We start from the raw sequence: 17711 nt of genomic DNA on the forward strand, positions 1-17711 counted from the left end.
GGAGGCCCGACGCTAGTTCAGGGCGATCCCTCCACCGTGAGCGGTTCACCCCGGCGGACCTGCAACAGCTCGTGCTCGATGAACCCTGGACCTTCGCTCTCCACATCCGCCAGGAAGGCCGGCAGCGCCGCCTCCAGCTCAGTGCGGCGCACGAAAGGGCCGAACCAGTAGGTGACCTCGGGGGAGCGGGTCTGAATCCGCGCCCACCAGGCCAGCCCAAGACCATTGGCCAGGCTTCGGAGCGGCCACAGCAGGGAAGACATCGCAACAGATGCAGTCGCTTCATTCTGAAGGGCCTCCGGCCTTGGGTGACCGCCTTCAGAGACAGATGTCCTCACCGACACAGGCCGCCGCCCCCTTGGCCTGATCTATGGCCTGATCTATGGCCGGGTCGGTGGCCGGGTCGGTGGCCGGGTCGGTGGCCTCGTCCACCAACAGGGCGCTCTGGGAAGGCGCCTCAGGGGTGGAGGCCCCATCACCGGGGCCGTCATCGCTGGGCGACGAGGCCGCAAGGGGAGGCACATCCGAAGCCTGATCATCCACAGGATGAACCTTCAGACCATGGGCCTCGTTCGGCTCGGTTGAGCCAGGCGCGGCCGTCGAGGGGCGGGTGCTCAGCAGGGGACGCACCACCCGGGGTGCCGGAGCGGAGCCGGTGATCTGGCGCATCCAGCCCCTGCGCGCCACCTCATAGAGCAGCAAGGCCGTCGCCACCGAGGCGTTCAGGCTGGGGGTCGCTCCCCGCAGCGGGATGCGCACCAACTGGTCGCAGTGCTTGCGCGTGAGCATCGAGAGGCCCTCGCTCTCCGATCCGGTGACGATCACCAGCGGGCCATCGAGCATCGCCTCGGTCAGGCTGACACTGCCCTCCTCCGCCAGACCGATGACGCGGTAGCCCTCCTGTTTGAGGCTGTCGAGCGATCGATTGAGGTTGACCACCCGCGCCACCGGCAGGTGCTCCAGTGCACCGGCGGCCACCTTGGCCACCGAGCCGGTGAGACCGGCGGAGCGCCGCTGGGGCAGCACCAGCCCGTGGGCCCCGAGGGCCTCGGCGCTGCGCACGATCGCCCCCAGGTTGTGGGGATCGGTGAGGCCATCAACCGCCATCAGCAGCGGCGGCTCCTCCAGGCCGCGGCAGCCCTCGATCAGGGCGTCGAGGTCAAAGGTTTCAGCGGCGGCGGTCTGCAGCACGATGCCCTGGTGCACGGCGCCGCCGGTGAGCTGGCCCAGACGGGCCCAGGTCACCTCCTCCACCAGCACCCCCGAAGACTTGGCCTCCCGCAGCAGTTGCAGGAACTTGGGGCTGAAGCGCAGTTCGGGCGTGCACCAGATCCTGTGGATGGGTCGCTCGGACTCAAGCGTCGCCTGGGCCGAGTGACGCCCCCAGATCAGATCGTCGGCGGGGGCAGCACCGAAGCGCTCGGAGCCGGAGGCCGCCTCTACGGCGAACTCTGTATCTGGTGTGCGCTCGCCCTGGCCCGTCCCAGGGGAGCCCGCCCTGCTGGGGCGATCGGGGCCCTCCTGGGTGGGGCGGCCGGGCCGGCCAGCGAGCGGCCGATAGGCGCCGCGATGGTCGCCATCGCTCTGCTCGGGGCCCCGGCGGCTGAAGCGCCCTCCGACGGGGCGAGCCCCCATCGGCCGGGAACCACCGGGACGGTCCCCACTGGGGCGGGAACCTTCGCCCCAGGCTCCTTCAGCCCGGCGGCCGTCGGAGGGCCGCGCCTCGAAGCGGTTGCCCCGGGGCCGCTCGCCGTAGGGGCGATCCCCTGGGGCGCCGAAACGATCGGGCCGGGGAGCCTTGAAGCGATCCGCCCCAGGGCGACGGCCCTCAGGTCGACGTGCCTGGTAGCTGCCCCCTTCAGCGCCCCGTCCCTCGCCACCTCGTCCGTCGGTACCTCGTCCGTAGGGAGCGCGGCCATCCAACGAGCGCCCCTCAAACGGGCGGCGCTCAGCGCCCCGCCCCTCGGGCCGGCGGCCCTCGTACCTGGAACCCTCTGGCTTGCGGGGATCCGCGCGGCGGCCTTCGAAACGACGGGGCTCATAGCGCCCCCCCTCGGGCCTGGGTCCCTCCCGACGGCCCTCGCCGCCGCGCTCATCACCGCGCGTCCCACCCCGTTCACCGTCGTCGCGCCACTCCGACCTCGGGCCTCTGAAGGCGCCGCCCGAGCGGGGGGCACCGAAACGGGGCGCACCAAACCGCGCAGGCCTCGGTCCCCGTGGACCTTCACCGGCGGAGCCCGCCCCGGAACCCTTGTCCCGGCGGATGAATTTTGGGCTCATGGCAGAAACGGGCGAAGGTCTATGGGTCGGTCTCATCCAGTCGATCCAGCAGCTGAGCGAGCCGGTTCGGGTTCTGCAGAAAGAGCCAGCCCACCATTGTCTCAAATCCCGTCGCCCGGCCATAAATCCCGGCTTCCCCCTTGCGGGGACCCTGACCGGCCCGGTTGCGGCCCCGCCGCACCCATTCCAGCTCCTGGCCTTCAAGCAGCGGTTCGAGTCGCTCCAAGGCAGCGGACTGGGCCTGGGCCCGCACCTCGTTGACCACCGCCGAATGGAGTTCCTGCACCCGGCCAGGACGCTGGCAGCGGCGCAGACGCTGGTGCAGTTCCCACACCGCATCCCCCAGCCAGGCCAATTGCAGGGGAGTCAGCTGGTCCGCCGGACAGAGGGCACAGGCCCGCTCCAGCCAGGCCCCCGCCGGTTCACTGCCTTCCTGCTGGACGGGGGATCCTGGCGGTTCAGGCGGCGGCGAGGGAGCCAATCGCCGTCTCCAGGTCGGGCTGCAGGTGCAGGAAGCTCTCCAGGCGCACCAGCTTCACGGTCTGCACCACCCGGGCATTGCCCACCACCTGGAACTGAACGTTGGCCTCATTGCATTGCTTGGCCAGCTGGACCATGGCCCCAAGGCCGGAGGAATCGATGAAGTCGATGCGGCTGAGGTCGATCACCAGCGCCAGGGCGGCATTCTTGCGGTGCTCGGTGATGAATTCCAGGAACTGCTTCTCGGAATACGCATCCAGCTGGCCCGTGAACCGAAAGAGCAGATGGGAGGCTGCCGGTTCGCAGCCACCCCGCAGGGAGACCGTCAATCGCTGCAGATCCGTGATCGGTCCAGCCCTCAAACGTCACAAGCGTCAGAAGTGTAGAGATCTCTTCGGTCTGTGGAACCGGGTCGAACCATTGGCAACGACGGGCTGCCCATCCGGCGGCGAAGGCCCTCAGAGCGGTCGGCGCTCGGCCATCAAGGCAACGAAACGGCTGAAGTGATGGTCGGCATCGTGGGGGCCGGGGCTGGCCTCCGGGTGGTACTGCACTCCGAACACAGGCAGGTGCCGGTGGACCAGGGCCGCCACGGTGCGGTCGTTGAGGTTGTAGTGGGTGATCTCCACCTGTTCGCCCCGCAAGGACTCGGCGTCGATGGCGAAGCCGTGGTTCTGGCTGGTGATCTCCACCAGGCCGGTGCTGCCGCAGGGGTGGTTGAGACCGCGGTGGCCGAACGCCAGCTTGAAGGTACGTCCCCCCAGGGCCAGCCCTAGGATCTGGTGCCCCAGGCAGATGCCGAACACCGGCAGATTCCGCTGTTGCAGCAGGCCGCGGGCCAGTGCGATGCCAGGGGTGACGGCGGCGGGATCGCCGGGCCCGTTGGAGAGAAAGACCCCCTCAGGTTCATGGGCCAGCACGGCGGCCAGATCACTGCCAGCGGGCAGCACGGTGATGGCGCAGCCGTGGGCCACCAGCCGCTCGAGAATCGCCCGCTTGATGCCGAAATCGATCGCCACCACCCGGTAGGGCCGCTCGGGTCGGGGTTGCAATCGCTGGTCGAAGGCCGCGGGGCACAGCGACTCCCAGTTGTAGGCCGCGGCGGTGCTGACCCTTTCGGCCAGGTTGAGACCCTCCATCGACGGGGCCTGAAGCACCTGCTCCAGGAGCTCTCTCACCGGGGTGCCGTCGCTGCTGATGGCGCCGTTGATGGCGCCACCGTCGCGCAGGTGCCGCACCAGGGCACGGGTGTCCACTCCGGAGATGCCCACCACTCCCTCGTTCTGCAGCCACTGGTTCAGATCGCCCCGCTGGCGCCAGCTGCTGGCCACGGGCGCCAGCTGGCGGGCGATCACACCGCGGATGGCGGCGTGGCCAGCCTCCTGATCCTCGGGGTTGACCCCGGTGTTGCCGAGCTCGGGGTAAGTGAAGGTGATCAGCTGGCCGGCGTAGCTGGGGTCGGTCATCACCTCCTGGTAGCCGGTCATGCCCGTGTTGAAGACCACCTCGCCAAGGGCTGTGCCGACGGCGCCGAAACCCTTGCCCCGCAATACCAGACCATCGGCCAGCACCAGCAGGGCTTCCCGTTGCTCGGGGGCGGGCGCGGCGGCAGTCAACGGCATCAGTGGCTCCACCCCTTGATCATCCCCCAGCGCCATCTGAGGCCAGGGCCGAACGCAGCGCCAGCAGACGCCCCCAGGCCTCGCCGGAGCTCAGGGCCGCCTGGGCCACGGGCAAGGCCTCTGCCACCGAGTCGCAACGACCGGCGGCCCAGAGCACCAGGGCGGTGTTGAGGGCCACCACGTCGCGCTGGGCCCTGGTGCCGCGCCCCTGCAGCACCGCTTCGAGGATGGCCTGGTTGGTGGCCAGGTCACCGCCGGCCAGGGCGTCAGCGGAGGCGACCTCCAGGCCCAGGGCCAGGGGATCGAGAGTGCCGGCGCTGACCTGTGCGCCTTCCACCAGCCGCAGCTCGCTCGCACCGGAGAGGGTGGCCTCATCGAGCCCCCCGTGGCCATGGACCACCACGGCCCGACGCAGACCCAAGCGGGCGAGGGCCTCGGCCATCGGATCGAGCAGGTCGGCACGGGCCACCCCCAGCACCTGGGCCTCGGGAGCCAGGGGATTGACCAGCGGACCGAGCAGGTTGAACACGGTGCGCACCCCGAGGCTGCGCCGCAGTGGGGCCAGGCCCACCAGGGCCGGATGCCAGCCAGGGGCAAACAGAAACGTGACGCCCGCCCGGGGGAGTGCCGCGATCACCTCGGCCGCAGGAGCCCTGAGGTTGAGGCCCAGGGCTTCGAGCACATCGGCCGAGCCCACCCGGCCACTGGCGCTGCGGTTGCCGTGCTTGGCCACTGTGGCGCCACAGGCGGCGGCGGTGAAGGCCACCGCTGTGGAGATGTTGAAGCTGTCGGCGCCATCACCGCCGGTGCCGCAGGTGTCCACCAGGGGCAGATCGGGCCGCTCGCCGGGCACGGGGCAGGCCTGGCGCAGCACCCGGGCCATGGAGGCCAGTTCCTCACCGGTGGGCCCCTTGGCCCGCAGGGCCGCCAGCAGGGCCCCGGTCAGCACCGGATCGATCCGCTCCTCGAGCCAGCCCCCCATCAGCGCCGTCGCCTCATCCCCGCTCAGTGATCGGCCCTGCAACAGGGTCTCCAAAAGAACTGGCCAGGAGGTCGATTCAGCCATCCGGGGCGGTCGGTTGCGGGAGGTGCTCAGAAAAAAGCCCGGGTGCAATGCACTCCGGGCCGGGTGATGGGGACATCTCCACTATCACCCGAAGGGGGCCTTTCTGGCGAACACCCGCAGATGTGTTCGCATCGTTGCGTTCAAGCCATGCCCTCAGTCATTGGTCTGGTCCGCCGTGTCGAAACCGGAGCCCACAGGCTCCTGCTGGGCCAGGGCCCCGGGCCGGTGCCCGGCGGCCCAGATCGCCCGGGTGCGCTGGTGCAACTGCTGGCGATCGAGGGCCCAGAGACGCAGGGTCTTGGCCAGGTCGTCTTGGAGGTCATGGGCACCGGGGAAGCCCTCGTAGCGCATCGCCAGCCGCGCCAACTCCACCAGGTCCTGGTCCACCGGTGCCGTCACCGCCAGCAGGCGGTCCACCAGGTCCCGGTCGGTGGCATAGAGAGGGTGGGTCTGGAGGACATCGGGTTCGGCCATCACTGCGGGTCCGGCGCTGGACGGGTGGGGCTCCAGCATGGCCCCGGGATCCGTAGGTTGGTGCTTCCCTGCCCACCCCGATGGCCGCCCTGCGCCCTGGCCTGCTCTGGAGTTACCTCAGGCCCCACCGCCGGCAGCTCCTGGTGGGCGTGGTGGCGCTGCTGGTGGTCAACCTGCTGAGCGTGGCGATCCCGCTGATCGTGCGCAACGCGATCGATGGGCTGAAGGTGGGATTTGCCCTCAACGATGTGCTGCGGCAGGCCGGGCTGATCGTGGTGCTGGCGACGGTGATGGGCGGCGCGCGGCTCTATTCACGCCTGGTGGTGTTCGGCGTCGGGCGCCAGGTGGAGGTGACCCTGCGCCAGCGGATCTTCGATCACATGCTGCTCCAGGAACCGGGCTGGGTGCAGACCACCGGCAGTGGCGAGGTGATCAGCCGCGCCACCAGCGATGTGGAGAACGTGCGCCGGCTGCTGGGTTTCGCCGTGCTCAGCCTGAGCAACACCGCCCTGGCCTACGCCTTCACCCTGCCGGCGATGCTGTTGATCGATCCCTGGCTGAGCCTGGCGGCCCTGGCGATCTACCCGGTGATGATCTCGGTGGTGCGCCTGTTCGGTGGCCGGATGATGGGCCAGCAGCGACTCCAGCAGGAGGACCTGGCCCGGCTCAGCGACCTGATCCAGGAGGACCTCTCCGGCATCAGCGCCATCAAGATCTACGGCCAGGAGGCCACCGAAGAAAAGGCCTTCGCCGAGCGCAACGGCCGCTACCGCGATGCCGCCCTGCGGCTGGCCCGCACCCGCAGCACCCTGTTCCCGTTGCTGGAAGGCATCTCGGCCCTGAGCCTGCTCCTGCTGCTGGCCCTGAGCAGTGGCCAACTGGAGAACGGACGGCTCAGCATCGGCGACTTGGTCGCCCTGATCCTCTACGTGGAGCGACTGGTGTTTCCCACCGCCCTGCTGGGGTTCACCCTCAACACCTTCCAGACGGGCCAGGTGAGCCTGGAGCGCGTGCAGAGCCTGCTCAGCCGCCAGCCAAGCGTGCAATCGAGCCCCACACCCGTTGCACCCAACCCTGAGGGTCAGGGGGTGCTGGAGGCCCGGGGTCTGGAGGTGCGCTATCCGGGGGCGAGCCGGTCGGCCCTGGCGGGTGTGAGCTTCCGGCTCGAGCCCGGTGAACTGGTGGCGGTGGTGGGCCCGGTGGGCTGCGGCAAGACCACCCTGGCCCGGGCCCTGGGGCGCATGGTGGAGGTGGACCCGGGGCAGCTGTTCCTCGACGGGGTCGATGTGACCGACCTCTCCCTCGACGACCTGCGCCGCAGGGTGGCCCTGGTGCCCCAGGAGGGCTACCTGTTCACCGCCACCCTCGCGGACAACCTGCGCTACGGCGATCCCCAGGCGGGCCAGGCCCGGGTGGAGCAGGCCGCCCAGGACGCCCGGCTGGAGGGCGACATCAAGGGTTTCCCCGACGGCTACGCGACCCTCGTCGGGGAACGTGGCATCACCCTCAGCGGCGGCCAGCGTCAGCGCACGGCCCTGGGTCGGGCCCTGCTGGTGCGCACGCCGTTGCTGGTGCTCGATGACGCCCTCGCCAGCGTCGACAACAACACCGCCGCCGAGATCCTCCAGTCGGTGCGTTCCCAGCAGGGGCGCACGATCCTGATGATCAGCCACCAGCTCTCGGCGGCGGCCGCCTGCGATCGGATCCTGGTGCTCGAGGAGGGACGCCTGGTGCAGCAGGGTCACCACAACGAGCTGGTGAGTGTGCCGGGCACCTATCGGCGGCTGTGGGAACGCCAGGAGGCCGAGCAACAGCTGCAGGCGGTTTGAAGCCTCCCCCAAGACACCTGGACGCGGGTTCACGGGCGTTTTTGCCTAGGCTCCTGGGTGGCTCACGAGCGGGATCGATGGCGGTGATGGACGAACGTCATGCGGTGCTGGGCACGCCCCTGCGCTCAGCGCTGCTCCCCGGCCAGGGGGAGGTGCTGTTCGGTTGCGGTTGCTTCTGGGGAGCCGAAAAGGGCTTCTGGCGCTTGCCGGGAGTCGTGACCACGGCGGTGGGCTATGCCGGCGGCACGACCACCAACCCCACCTATCAGCAAGTCTGCTCCGGTCGCACCGGCCACAGCGAAGTGGTGCGGGTGGTGTGGGATGAAGCACATATCGATTTCAGCGATCTGCTCAAGTTGTTCTGGGAATGCCACGACCCCACCCAGGGCAATGCCCAGGGCGGTGACGTGGGCAGTCAGTACCGCTCGGCGATCTACACCTCCAACGACAAGACCCTGGCCCTGGCCGAAGCCAGTCGGGCGGCCTATCAGGTTCTGCTGAGCGCGGCCGGGTTCGGGCCGATCACCACCGAGATCGCCTCGGGGAAGACCTTTTACTTCGCCGAGAGTTACCACCAGCAATACCTGGCCAAACCGGGCAGCCGGCCCTACTGCTCGGCTCAGCCCAGCGGCGTCAGCCTGGGCGATTTCAGCTCCGCCCACTACCAACTTCCCGCCAGCGTCTGGTCCCACTACGACTGGTCGGTGTCCCACTGCATCCTGCGCGGAGACAACGCTCCGATCGCGCTGAGATGAGCCCAAGGCCCCACCCGCTCAGACCCCCGAAGACCGCCAAGACCGTGGCCCGCAACACTCGTCCGTGCCAAGCCTTCCCAACCCGGCTGCGCTGGCCCCTTTTCGCCACCTCTTTCTCGGCGGCCCTGGTCCCGCTGCTGGCCGCCCCTGGCCTGGCCATGACCTCCCCCTGGTGGGAGGACTACGCCATCAAGACCCGCTACCTCTGCCGGGGCGAGGGGGTGTTGGTGGTGGAACGCAACGACGCCCAGGCCTCGATCATCTCCGGGCGCTTCCGCACCACCCTGTTTCGGGAGAGCTCCGATCTGGCCGGGCTCCGCTACAAGACCAGCGAGGGCATGCGGCTGATCCTCAACGGCGATGAACTCACCATTGAACAGCTGCCCCAGCGGGTGCAGTGCCTGCGCACCGAGGAGGTCTGAACGGCCATGAACCATCCCGAACCACTGGGTGACCGCCAGGTGATCCTGGGGGTGGTGATCACCCTCGGACTCGTCTTCGCCCTGGTGTTCTGGTACGTGCGCCTGCAGGGACCCAGCGAGTCGCCCTTCCTCTGGCGTTCGCCGGCCCCAACGCCACCCGCCCGGCTCAAAGGTGGGCCCGTCGCTTCTTTGCCAGCAGCGCCAGCAGCTTCTCCGCTTCGAGATAGACGAACAGCAGCAGGCTGAAGCCCAGGCACACGCCCAGTTGCTCGAGATCGAGCCACTCGGTACCAAAGAATCTCGCCAGGGGAGCCACGTAGATCAGCGCCATCTGCAGCCCACTGGTGAACACCACCGCCAGCAGCAGCCAGGGGTTGGAGAAGGGCGGCACCTGCACCAGGGGAAGGTCGCTGCGTGCCGTGAGGGCATGGCCCATCTGGGCCAGGCAGAGGGTTGTGAACACCATTGTTTTCCAGGGCCACTGCTGTTGAACGGCCAGGGCCATCAGGGCGATGGTGAGCGCCGCGAAGATCACCCCGATGCGCAGGATGTAGTTACCCAGGCCTCGGGCGAAGATCGATTCCCCCGGCCTGGCCGGTAGACGTTTCATCAGCAGTTGATCCCCAGGCTCCAGCGCCAGGGCCAGGGCCGGCACCCCGTCGGTGACCAGGTTCATCCAGAGAATCTGCAGGGGCGTGAGCGGCACCCCGGTGAGGCCCAGCAGCGGCGCCGAGGCGATCGTGATCAGTTCGCCCACATTGCTTCCGAGGATGTACTTCACGAAACGTCGGATGTTGGTGTACACCAGCCGCCCCTCTTCCACGGCGCTGACGATCGTGGCGAAGTTGTCATCGAGGAGCACCATGTCGGCCGCCTCCTTGCTCACTTCGGTGCCGGTGATGCCCATGGCCACACCGATGTGGGCCTGCTTGAGCGCCGGGGCGTCATTGACCCCATCTCCCGTCATCGAGACGATCTCCCCGCGGGCCTGAAGCGCCTTCACCAGGCGCAGCTTCTGCTCGGGCGCCACCCGGGCGAAGACGCTGCAACGGCCCAGCAGCTCCTTGAGCTGGTCCTCATCGAGGCGGGCCAGATCACTGCCCTCGGTGACCGGATCGCCGGCCGCGCAGATGCCCACCTCCTGGGCGATCGCCAGGGCCGTGAGCGGGTGATCGCCGGTGATCATCAACGGTCGGATGCCCGCCTGGCGGCACACCGCCACCGCCTGGAGCACCTCCCGGCGCGGGGGGTCCATCTGGGCCACCACCCCCAGCAGCACCAGATCCTCCAGGGGCTGCTCGGGGCCGATCGGGTGGGGCGACGCCGCCAGCGCCAGGAGCCGCAGCCCCTGACCGGCGAGTTCGTCGAACTGGGCACGCCACCAGTGGCGCAGAGCCGGATCCAGCGGGGCCGTGCCCCCGGGTCCAAGCCAACGGTTGCAACTGGAGAGCACCACCTCAGGGGATCCCTTGAGGATCAGCAGCTGGCTGGAGCCGCGGGCCACCTCCCCCAAGGGCGCCTGCAGGCTTCCGTCTGGGTCGCTCACCCAGACCGCCATGGACTGACGCTCGGAGCTGAAGGGAATCTCGGCGCAACGGGGATGGCGTTCCCGAACGGCGAAGCTGTCGAGGCCGGCCTTGGCCGCCGCCACCAGCAGGGAACCTTCGGTGGGATCGCCGATCACCTGCCAGGTGCCATCCGCCTCCCGGTGCAGCATGGCATCGGAGCAGAGCAGCGAGGCCGCCAGCAGCAAGCCCGGATCCTGCGACGGGGGGCCTTGGCCGTGGCCCTCGGGCGGAACCAGGGGGCGGTGGCTGAGGGTTCCCGTGGGCTCGTAGCCCTCACCGCTCAGATCGATCGCTTCGAAGCCGACTCGCAGCTGGCGCACCACCTGGCGGTTCTGGGTGAGCGTGCCGGTCTTGTCGGAACAGATCACCGTGACCGAGCCCAGGGTCTCCACCGCCGGCAAGCGCCGGATCAAGGCGGCGCGGCGCACCATGCGCTGGGTGCCGATCGCCAGGGTGACCGTGATCACCGCCGGCAGGCCCTCGGGCACGATCGCCACGGCCATGCTCAACGACACCTCGATCAGGTTGAGCATCGGCTGACCCAGCAGCCAGCCCAGCAGCAACACCACGCCCACAAGTGTGAGCGAAGCGATCACCAGCACATGACCCAGCCGGTTGAGGCGGTCCTGCAGGGGTGTGGTCTCCTCGCCCGCCGTATCGATCAGCTGGGCAATCTTGCCCAGTTCGGTGCCCATGCCCGTGGCGGCCACCACAGCCTGGGCGCGGCCGCGCACCACTTCGGTGCCCTGGAACAGGCAGTTGCGCCGCTCCAGGATCGGCGTTTCCCCGGGCAGCACCAGATCGGTTTGCTTGTAGACCACCTCCGCCTCACCGGTGAGGGCGGCTTCGCGCAGACCCAGGTCCACGGCCTCGAGCAGGCGGGCGTCAGCGGGCACCCGATCCCCCGCCTCCAGTCGGATCACGTCACCGGGCACCAGCTGTTCACTGGGAAGCTGCTGCCAGCTGCCATCGCGCAACAGCTGCACAATCGGTTCGCTCAGCTCGCGCAGGGCCAGCAGGGCCTCCTGGGCCTTGCTTTCCTGCAGGTAGCCCAGCACCCCGTTGAGGCCGACGATCAGGGCGATCGCGATCGCGTCCTTGGGAAATTTCTGCTCCAGGTGGGCCACCACCGCCGCGACGATCGCCACGGCGATCAGCATCAGCAGCATCACGTTGCTGAATTGATCGAGCAGGATGCGCCACTGGCTGCGTCCCGCCGCCGCCTCGATGCGGTTGGGGCCATGGAGTGCCAGCCGTTCGCCGGCTTCGGCCGTGCTCAGGCCCCCGGCCCTGGAGTCGAGCCGGACGAGCGCCTGCTCCACGTTGACGTCGTGCCAGGCAGCGGTGGAAGAGGCGCTCAACGGAGGGGAGACGATCGGGCCGGCGGAACCCTAAGCAGGAGCGCATGCATTGACGGCCCCGGGGCGCCAGAGGGTCGGCAACACCCATGGCAGGTGCCAATCTGTGCCGAAGCATGGAAACCACCGGTTCCGTCCCCGCCATCGCCCCGACGCCCCCAGACCCGACGCCCCCCGAGCCCAGGCTCAGGCCACCAGGCCAGAGGCGCCAGTTGCACCCCCTGCCCAAGGGACTGGTGGAGCTGTATGGCCTGCTGGCGGTGCTGTTCGTGCTGGTGCCTGAATGGATGGCGGGCAGCGCCCTGGTGAGCTTCCGCGACAACCGCAGGGGTTCGGATCTGCCGGTCACTTCGATGGCCTGGCGAAGGCTGCCGGAACTGCGGCTGGCGGCCCTCGACCTGGCGGAGTTACGCGAATTGGGGGCCCAGATGCGGATCTGCGGCTACGGCCGCCTGAACCGTGAGCGGTTGACCGCACGCCTGCTCAAGCGCATCAAGCGGCAGCAAGGCCAGCTGCCCAGGGGCTCGAAGGGGCTGTGATAGCTTCCATCTCGCCGGGGCGTAGCGCAGCTTGGTAGCGCACCACTTTGGGGTAGTGGGGGTCGCAGGTTCAAATCCTGTCGCTCCGATTCACTGACGTTCGTTAGCAACGAAATCCACAACTTTCGCTTCACTGCCGGCCTCCCCAGCCGGCTTTTTTGTGGCTCATGCCAGGCGGGTGATCACCCCGTAGCGAGTCAGCCAGCGGTTCACCCGGGGCCTCAGGCGCGGCGGCACCTCCTGCAGCAACTGAGAAAGTTCCAGGGCCCCCAGCCGGCGCAGGTCGCGCACGTCCACATGCCAGAGGGCTTCGGCCTCTCGAATCAGCCGCGCCCAGGTGCGGCTGTCCTGCCAACGGCGCACGCGGGCCCTGCGGCCGAATGATGGGCCGAACGGGGGTCCAATGCGCCGGCGGACCCGCGGCAGCAGGGGAGGGGTGGCCATGGGTGGGCCTGCGACGTCTCCAGCATGGGAGCGCCAGAGGGATCTGGATGGAAACCTCCAGGCAACTTCCCATTGCTGAAGCAATTGCGATCGGTCCGCTGTACCCCGGCACTGAAGACCTGGCCTCAGGCACTGCGCCGCTGGTCGGGCTCAAGCTCGATCGGCAGCACCTCAAAGGCCAGGGCCGCCACCTCCCGCTCCGACAGCCTGCGGGTCCAGGCATTCCTGACGGGCTCATTCCAACGGAATCCCGCCTCCCGGGCCCGGTGGCGCTCGTCGTAGGAGACCTTGGCCTTGTAGAGGCGACGGGGCTCCAGGGCCACCTGCAGCAGAGCTTCCAGATCGCTCCGGCGCTCGAACACCTGGGCGAGGTAGGTGCAGTCGGTGAGGGCTCGGTGGGCCGCCCAGACGGGGATGCCATGGGCCAGGGCAAGGTCCCGCAGGGAGGGCTGGGGCCGCAGGTGCAACTCGGCGGGCCAGCGGATGTCATCCATGCTGCAGATCCAGGGTTTCCCGATGGCGGCAAGAAAACCGTGGCCAAACCACTGGCGATCGAAGCTGGCGTTGTGGGCCACCACGGCGTCGGTCGCTTCCACCAAGACCTCGAAGGCATCCCGCAGGGGCTCCCAGGGCTGATTCAGGCAGCTGACGGCAGCGGGGATGCCGTTGATCGATTCGCAGGGGTTGCTGGCGCAGGGGAGCAAAAACGAGACCTGACCGAGCACCGCCCTGGGGCCCACCGCAAAAAGGATCGCCCCCACCTCGATGCAGGTCCCCCGGCTGGGATCGAGGCCTGTGGTTTCGGTGTCGAGGATCAGCAGCCGCTCGGGCACCGAAGCTGAGGGCTCGCTTCCGGCCAAGCGGGGCAGAGCGACGCTGCGGGAACGGGGAGCTGGGGCTGGCTCCAGCGGCCCAGGGGCGAGTGGCTTCCCCAGGCTGGCCAGGGCCTTGCTGAGATCAGCTTCGAGGTGATCCTGGGAGGAACGCGCCGTTGGCTCACCCCAGAGGGGCAACTGGCCATCAGCCGGATCTCCCACTTCGTTGGCCATCAACGCGACCTGGTTGCCTTCATGGTCTCAGAGTTGGCAAGGTTTCAGCCAGGCGAACAGCTGAGCGATCTGCCGAGCCATGGGGTGAACTTCTTAGGCTGGTGCCAACTGCACCATCCCGGTGGCCCCAGCCCTGAAGGTGGGCGATCCGATCCCGCCGATCGCCCTCACCGACCAGAACGGCCTTGAGCGCCGCAGCGATCAGTTGAACGGCCAACCGCTGGTGCTGTTCTTCTATCCCAAGGACGACACCCCCGGTTGCACCGCCGAGGTCTGCGCCTTCCGGGACCGCCACGCCGAACTCGAAGCCCTCGGCGCCCAGGTGTGGGGCATCAGCGGCGATGACGCCGCCAGCCACGGCCGCTTTTCCCAGCGCCATGGGCTGCCCTTTCCCCTTCTGGTGGATCGGGGCAACGCCCTGCGCAAGGCCTTCGGCGTGCCCAGCGTGCTGGGGCTGCTGCCCGGACGGGTCACCTACGTGATCGATGGTGGCGGCGTGGTGCGCCATGTGTTCAACAACCTGCTGGATGGCGCCGCCCACGCCCGCGAAGCCCTGACGGCGCTGGGGGCGCTCCAGGTTTGAACCGCCCCCAGCGACCCAGGCGATGAGCGGCTGGCAGCAGCAGGTGCCGCTGTGGTGCCTCACTCCGCGGGAGCCGATCGGGCTGGTGGAGTTCATCGGCGGCACCGGCCTGGCGCTCACACCCCAGCTCAGCTACCGGCGCCTGCTGGAGGCCCTCGTCCGCCAGGGGGCCCAGGTGCGGGCCTGGGGTTATGTGCCCGGCTTTGATCACCAGGCCCAGGCGAATGAGGCCTGGCGTGCCTTCCGCCAGGCCAGGGAGAGGCGGCCGCCCCGTTCAGGGCTGGCGCCCCTGCGCATCGGCCACAGCCTGGGCTGCAAGCTGCACCTGCTCGCCCCCGATGGCGGCCGCAACTGCGCCGGCCTGGTGGCCCTGAGCTTCAACAACTTCGCCGCCGCCAGCTCGATTCCGCTGCTCGGAGAGTTGGCCCCGCGGCTGGGACTGAGCAGCGAGTTCAGCCCTTCGCCGAACGAAACCCTGCGGCTGATTGCCAGCGGCTACGGCCAGCGCCGCAACCTGCTGGTGCGCTTCAGCCGTGATGCCATCGACCAGAGCGAGGAGCTGCTGAGCGTGTTGCGACGGCGGCCGAACGACAACTCCCGGGTGCTCGATCTACCGGGCGACCACCTCACCCCCGCCAGCGCCGGTGTGCGCCAGAACCTGCTGGGCAGCTGGGCCGATGATCCGGAACGTGTACGCCAGATGCGGCAACTCTGCGAACGGCTGATGCGTTGGTGGCAGGAACCCGAAGTATCCAAACCTCGCAACGAATCCAACGAATCAGCCGAGATCGATTGACAGCCTTGGGTTCGCGCCACAGGGTGTACGGGATTCACCTGTCTTGCTGAAGGTTCCATGGCCCAACCCGTTGATGCCTTCGTTTCCGGCTGGCAACGTTCGTTCGAATATGAGGGCCGCTCCACCCGAGGCGACTTCTGGTGGTTCGTCCTCGCGAATTTCATCGTGTCGTTGGTCCTCGCCATCGCGACCAACGCGGTCAGCCAGCTCGCGGCGCTCTACACCCTCTATTCCATCGCCGTGATCGTCCCCTCGATCCCCCTGACGGTCCGTCGTCTGCGGGACGCCGGCAAGCACTGGGCCTGGATCTTCATCTCCCTGATTCCACTGATTGGCCCGATCTGGCTGATCGTGCTGCTGGTGCAGGCCTCGGTGGGGGCCGTGGCCGGCTGAGGGCGCGGGGGCCTGGAGGGAAAAGCCGGGCCCGCTCAGACCCGCAAGGAATCCAGCACGCTGCGGTCCTCCAGGGTGCTGGTGTCGCCGCTCACTTCTTCGCCCGCCGCCAGGGAGCGCAGGATGCGGCGCATGATCTTGCCGCTGCGGGTCTTGGGCAGGGCATCGGAGAAGCGGATCTCATCGGGGCGGGCAATCGGGCCGATTTCTTTGCCCACGTGCTTCTTGAGCTCGGCAGCCAGGGCCCCATCGCCCACACGGCCGGTTTCCAGGCTGATGAAAGCCACGATCCCTTCGCCCTTGAGCTCATCGGGGCGGCCCACCACGGCCGCTTCGGCCACGGCGGGGTGGCTCACCAGGGCCGATTCGATCTCCATCGTGCCCAGCCGATGGCCTGAGACGTTGATCACGTCGTCGACCCGGCCCATCACCCAGTAGTAGCCGTCGGCATCGCGGCGGGAGCCATCGCCGGCGAAGTAAAGCCAGCTGCCATCGGCCGGGCGGATGTGCTCCCAGTAGCTGCGGCGGAAGCGGTCGGGATCGCCGTGCACGGTGCGCATCATTCCGGGCCAGGGGCGCCGCACCGCCAGGTAGCCCCCTTCATCGACCCCCACGCTGTTGCCGCTGATGTCCACCACGTCGGCGGAGATGCCGGGCAGGGGAAGGGTGGCGGATCCGGGTTTGGTGGGGGTGGCCCCGGGCAGGGGGCTGATCATCACGCCGCCGGTTTCGGTCTGCCACCAGGTGTCCACCACCGGGCAGCGGTTGTGGCCGATCACCTCCCGGTACCACATCCAGGCCTCGGGGTTGATCGGCTCTCCCACCGTGCCGAGGATGCGCAGGGAGCCCATGTCGTACTGGTCGGGCACCTCCCGGCCGTTCTTCATGAACGCCCGGATCGCCGTGGGCGCGGTGTAGAAGATCGTGACCTTGTGCTTCTCGATCACCTCCCAGAAGGCCCCGGGCTTGCTGGGGCGCGGGGCTCCCTCGTACATCACCGTGGTGGCGCCGTTCGAGAGCGGGCCGTAGACGATGTAGCTGTGGCCGGTGATCCAGCCCACATCGGCGGTGCACCAGTGGATGTCGTCCTCGCGCAGATCGAAGATCCACTGGAAGGTGAGCTGGGCCCAGAGGTTGTAGCCGGCGGTGGTGTGCACCACTCCCTTGGGCTTGCCGGTGGAGCCGGAGGTGTAGAGCACGAACAGGCGGTCCTCGCTGGCCATCGGCTCGGCGGGCGCCTCGGGGCTCTGGGGTTCCACCAGCTCATGCCACCAGTGGTCCCGGCCGCTGGTGAAGCCCACCTCTTGGCCCGTGCGGCGCACCACCAGCACATGCTCCACCGATGGGCAACCCTCAGCGAGGGCCTGATCCACCGCCGGCTTGAGCGCCACGGGCTTGTCTTTGCGGAAGCCGCCATCGGCGGTGATCACCGCCTTGGCCGAACCATCGATCAGCCGGTCCCGCAGGGCCTCAGCGGAATACCCCCCGAACACCACCGAGTGGGGGGCGCCGATGCGGGCGCAGGCCAGCATGGCGATCGCCGCCTCGGGCACCATCGGCATGTAGAGCGCCACCAGGTCGCCCTTGCCGATGCCCAGGGAGCGCAGGGCATTGGCGGCCTTGCTCACCTCCGCATGGAGCTGGCGGTAAGTGAAGGTGCGCACGTCCCCCGGCTCCCCCTCCCAGATCAGCGCCGTCTTGTCGGCGCGGGGGCCATCGAGATGGCGATCGAGGCAGTTGTAGGAAACGTTGGTGGTACCGCCCTCGAACCAACGGGCGAAGGGCGGGTGGCTCCAATCGAGCACCTGCTCAAAGGGTGTGAACCAGTGCAGCTGCGTGCGGGCCTGCTCGCCCCAGAAGGCGTCGGGGTCGGCCTCCACCCGGGCCACCAGTTCCTGGTAGGCCGCGAGGCTGCCGATCTGGGCTGTGGCCGCGAGCTCCGCGGGGGGGGCGAACACCCGTTGCTCCTGGAGCACCGATTCGATCGTGGCCTCGCTCATCCATCTGCTGCACCGATCGCCCATTCAAGCCAGCGACCGTCCCGGGCGCCCAG

18 protein-coding genes and 1 tRNA gene are annotated in these 17711 nt (G+C 68.7%); 8 read left to right on the forward strand and 11 right to left on the reverse strand.

The window, feature by feature from the left end; all coding sequences use genetic code 11:
• Positions 1–17: 17 nt before the first annotated feature.
• The 7 genes from KBZ13_RS06820 to KBZ13_RS06850 all read right to left on the reverse strand — a co-directional run bounded on the left by KBZ13_RS06820 (position 18) and on the right by KBZ13_RS06850 (position 5922).
• Complete coding sequence (locus tag KBZ13_RS06820; RefSeq protein ID WP_255007673.1) at positions 18–263, reverse strand: DUF1816 domain-containing protein; 246 nt, start codon at positions 261–263, stop codon at positions 18–20.
• A gap of 55 nt (positions 264–318) precedes the next feature.
• Entirely contained in the window at positions 319–2280 is a 1962-nt protein-coding gene (gene rlmB / locus KBZ13_RS06825) for a 23S rRNA (guanosine(2251)-2'-O)-methyltransferase RlmB (RefSeq protein ID WP_255007675.1), read from the reverse strand.
• A gap of 19 nt (positions 2281–2299) precedes the next feature.
• Positions 2300–2686 carry a Mini-ribonuclease 3 gene (locus KBZ13_RS06830; protein ID WP_315859610.1) on the reverse strand — a complete coding sequence of 129 codons (387 nt, stop codon included), beginning with the start codon at positions 2684–2686 and terminating at the stop codon, positions 2300–2302.
• 52 nt (positions 2687–2738) lie between these two features.
• Entirely contained in the window at positions 2739–3089 is a 351-nt protein-coding gene (locus KBZ13_RS06835) for an STAS domain-containing protein (RefSeq protein ID WP_255007677.1), read from the reverse strand.
• Positions 3090–3218: 129 nt separating this feature from the next.
• On the reverse strand, positions 3219–4382 hold the full coding sequence (carA, locus tag KBZ13_RS06840) for a glutamine-hydrolyzing carbamoyl-phosphate synthase small subunit (RefSeq protein WP_255007760.1): 1164 nt from the start codon (positions 4380–4382) through the stop codon (positions 3219–3221).
• A gap of 19 nt (positions 4383–4401) precedes the next feature.
• Positions 4402–5448, reverse strand: coding sequence for an anthranilate phosphoribosyltransferase (gene trpD, locus KBZ13_RS06845; protein WP_255007679.1), 1047 nt, complete (start codon positions 5446–5448; stop codon positions 4402–4404).
• Positions 5449–5601: 153 nt separating this feature from the next.
• Positions 5602–5922: a DUF3288 family protein gene (locus tag KBZ13_RS06850; RefSeq protein ID WP_255007681.1), complete on the reverse strand. Its 321-nt coding sequence runs from the start codon at positions 5920–5922 to the stop codon at positions 5602–5604.
• Between the two features lie 80 nt (positions 5923–6002).
• On the opposite strand from KBZ13_RS06850, the gene KBZ13_RS06855 reads away from it, so the two are divergent.
• The 3 genes from KBZ13_RS06855 (at position 6003) to KBZ13_RS06865 (ending at position 8928) form a co-directional block, all read left to right on the forward strand.
• Positions 6003–7751, forward strand: a complete 1749-nt coding sequence (locus KBZ13_RS06855; RefSeq protein ID WP_255007682.1) for an ABC transporter ATP-binding protein — start codon at positions 6003–6005, stop codon at positions 7749–7751.
• 86 nt (positions 7752–7837) lie between these two features.
• Complete coding sequence (gene msrA, locus KBZ13_RS06860; RefSeq protein WP_255007684.1) at positions 7838–8506, forward strand: peptide-methionine (S)-S-oxide reductase MsrA; 669 nt, start codon at positions 7838–7840, stop codon at positions 8504–8506.
• Entirely contained in the window at positions 8503–8928 is a 426-nt protein-coding gene (locus KBZ13_RS06865; RefSeq protein ID WP_255007685.1) for a hypothetical protein, read from the forward strand. Before msrA ends, KBZ13_RS06865 begins: the two co-directional genes overlap by 4 nt.
• Before the next feature lie 166 nt (positions 8929–9094).
• Here the strand turns inward: KBZ13_RS06865 and KBZ13_RS06870 are convergent, their stop codons facing one another.
• On the reverse strand, positions 9095–11857 hold the full coding sequence (locus tag KBZ13_RS06870; protein ID WP_255007687.1) for a cation-translocating P-type ATPase: 2763 nt from the start codon (positions 11855–11857) through the stop codon (positions 9095–9097).
• A gap of 209 nt (positions 11858–12066) precedes the next feature.
• Between KBZ13_RS06870 and KBZ13_RS06875 the strand changes: the two genes are divergently transcribed.
• Together KBZ13_RS06875 and KBZ13_RS06880 are read left to right on the forward strand one after the other, a co-directional pair.
• Complete coding sequence (locus tag KBZ13_RS06875) at positions 12067–12393, forward strand: hypothetical protein (protein WP_315859606.1); 327 nt, start codon at positions 12067–12069, stop codon at positions 12391–12393.
• A gap of 15 nt (positions 12394–12408) precedes the next feature.
• A tRNA-Pro gene (locus KBZ13_RS06880) sits at positions 12409–12482 on the forward strand.
• 76 nt (positions 12483–12558) lie between these two features.
• On the opposite strand, the gene KBZ13_RS06885 is transcribed toward KBZ13_RS06880, so the two are convergent.
• Both KBZ13_RS06885 and KBZ13_RS06890 read right to left on the reverse strand, forming a co-directional pair.
• Positions 12559–12798, reverse strand: coding sequence for a hypothetical protein (locus KBZ13_RS06885; RefSeq protein WP_255007762.1), 240 nt, complete (start codon positions 12796–12798; stop codon positions 12559–12561).
• 164 nt (positions 12799–12962) lie between these two features.
• Positions 12963–13886: a 3'-5' exonuclease gene (locus KBZ13_RS06890; protein ID WP_255007688.1), complete on the reverse strand. Its 924-nt coding sequence runs from the start codon at positions 13884–13886 to the stop codon at positions 12963–12965.
• 121 nt (positions 13887–14007) lie between these two features.
• On the opposite strand from KBZ13_RS06890, the gene KBZ13_RS06895 reads away from it, so the two are divergent.
• Genes KBZ13_RS06895 through KBZ13_RS06905 form a run of 3 tightly spaced genes read left to right on the forward strand, consistent with a single transcriptional unit; the run spans position 14008 to position 15658 of the window.
• Complete coding sequence (locus tag KBZ13_RS06895) at positions 14008–14469, forward strand: peroxiredoxin (RefSeq protein ID WP_255007690.1); 462 nt, start codon at positions 14008–14010, stop codon at positions 14467–14469.
• Positions 14470–14491: 22 nt separating this feature from the next.
• Positions 14492–15265, forward strand: coding sequence for a DUF1350 family protein (locus tag KBZ13_RS06900; protein ID WP_255007691.1), 774 nt, complete (start codon positions 14492–14494; stop codon positions 15263–15265).
• Between the two features lie 57 nt (positions 15266–15322).
• On the forward strand, positions 15323–15658 hold the full coding sequence (locus KBZ13_RS06905; protein WP_255007693.1) for a DUF805 domain-containing protein: 336 nt from the start codon (positions 15323–15325) through the stop codon (positions 15656–15658).
• A 35-nt stretch (positions 15659–15693) separates the two neighbouring features.
• On the opposite strand, the gene acs is transcribed toward KBZ13_RS06905, so the two are convergent.
• On the reverse strand, positions 15694–17658 hold the full coding sequence (gene acs, locus KBZ13_RS06910; protein WP_255007694.1) for an acetate--CoA ligase: 1965 nt from the start codon (positions 17656–17658) through the stop codon (positions 15694–15696).
• Positions 17659–17711 lie beyond the last annotated feature (53 nt).

It is taken from the genome of Cyanobium sp. ATX 6F1, assembly GCF_024346315.1.
In the GTDB taxonomy this organism is placed as follows: domain Bacteria; phylum Cyanobacteriota; class Cyanobacteriia; order PCC-6307; family Cyanobiaceae; genus ATX-6F1.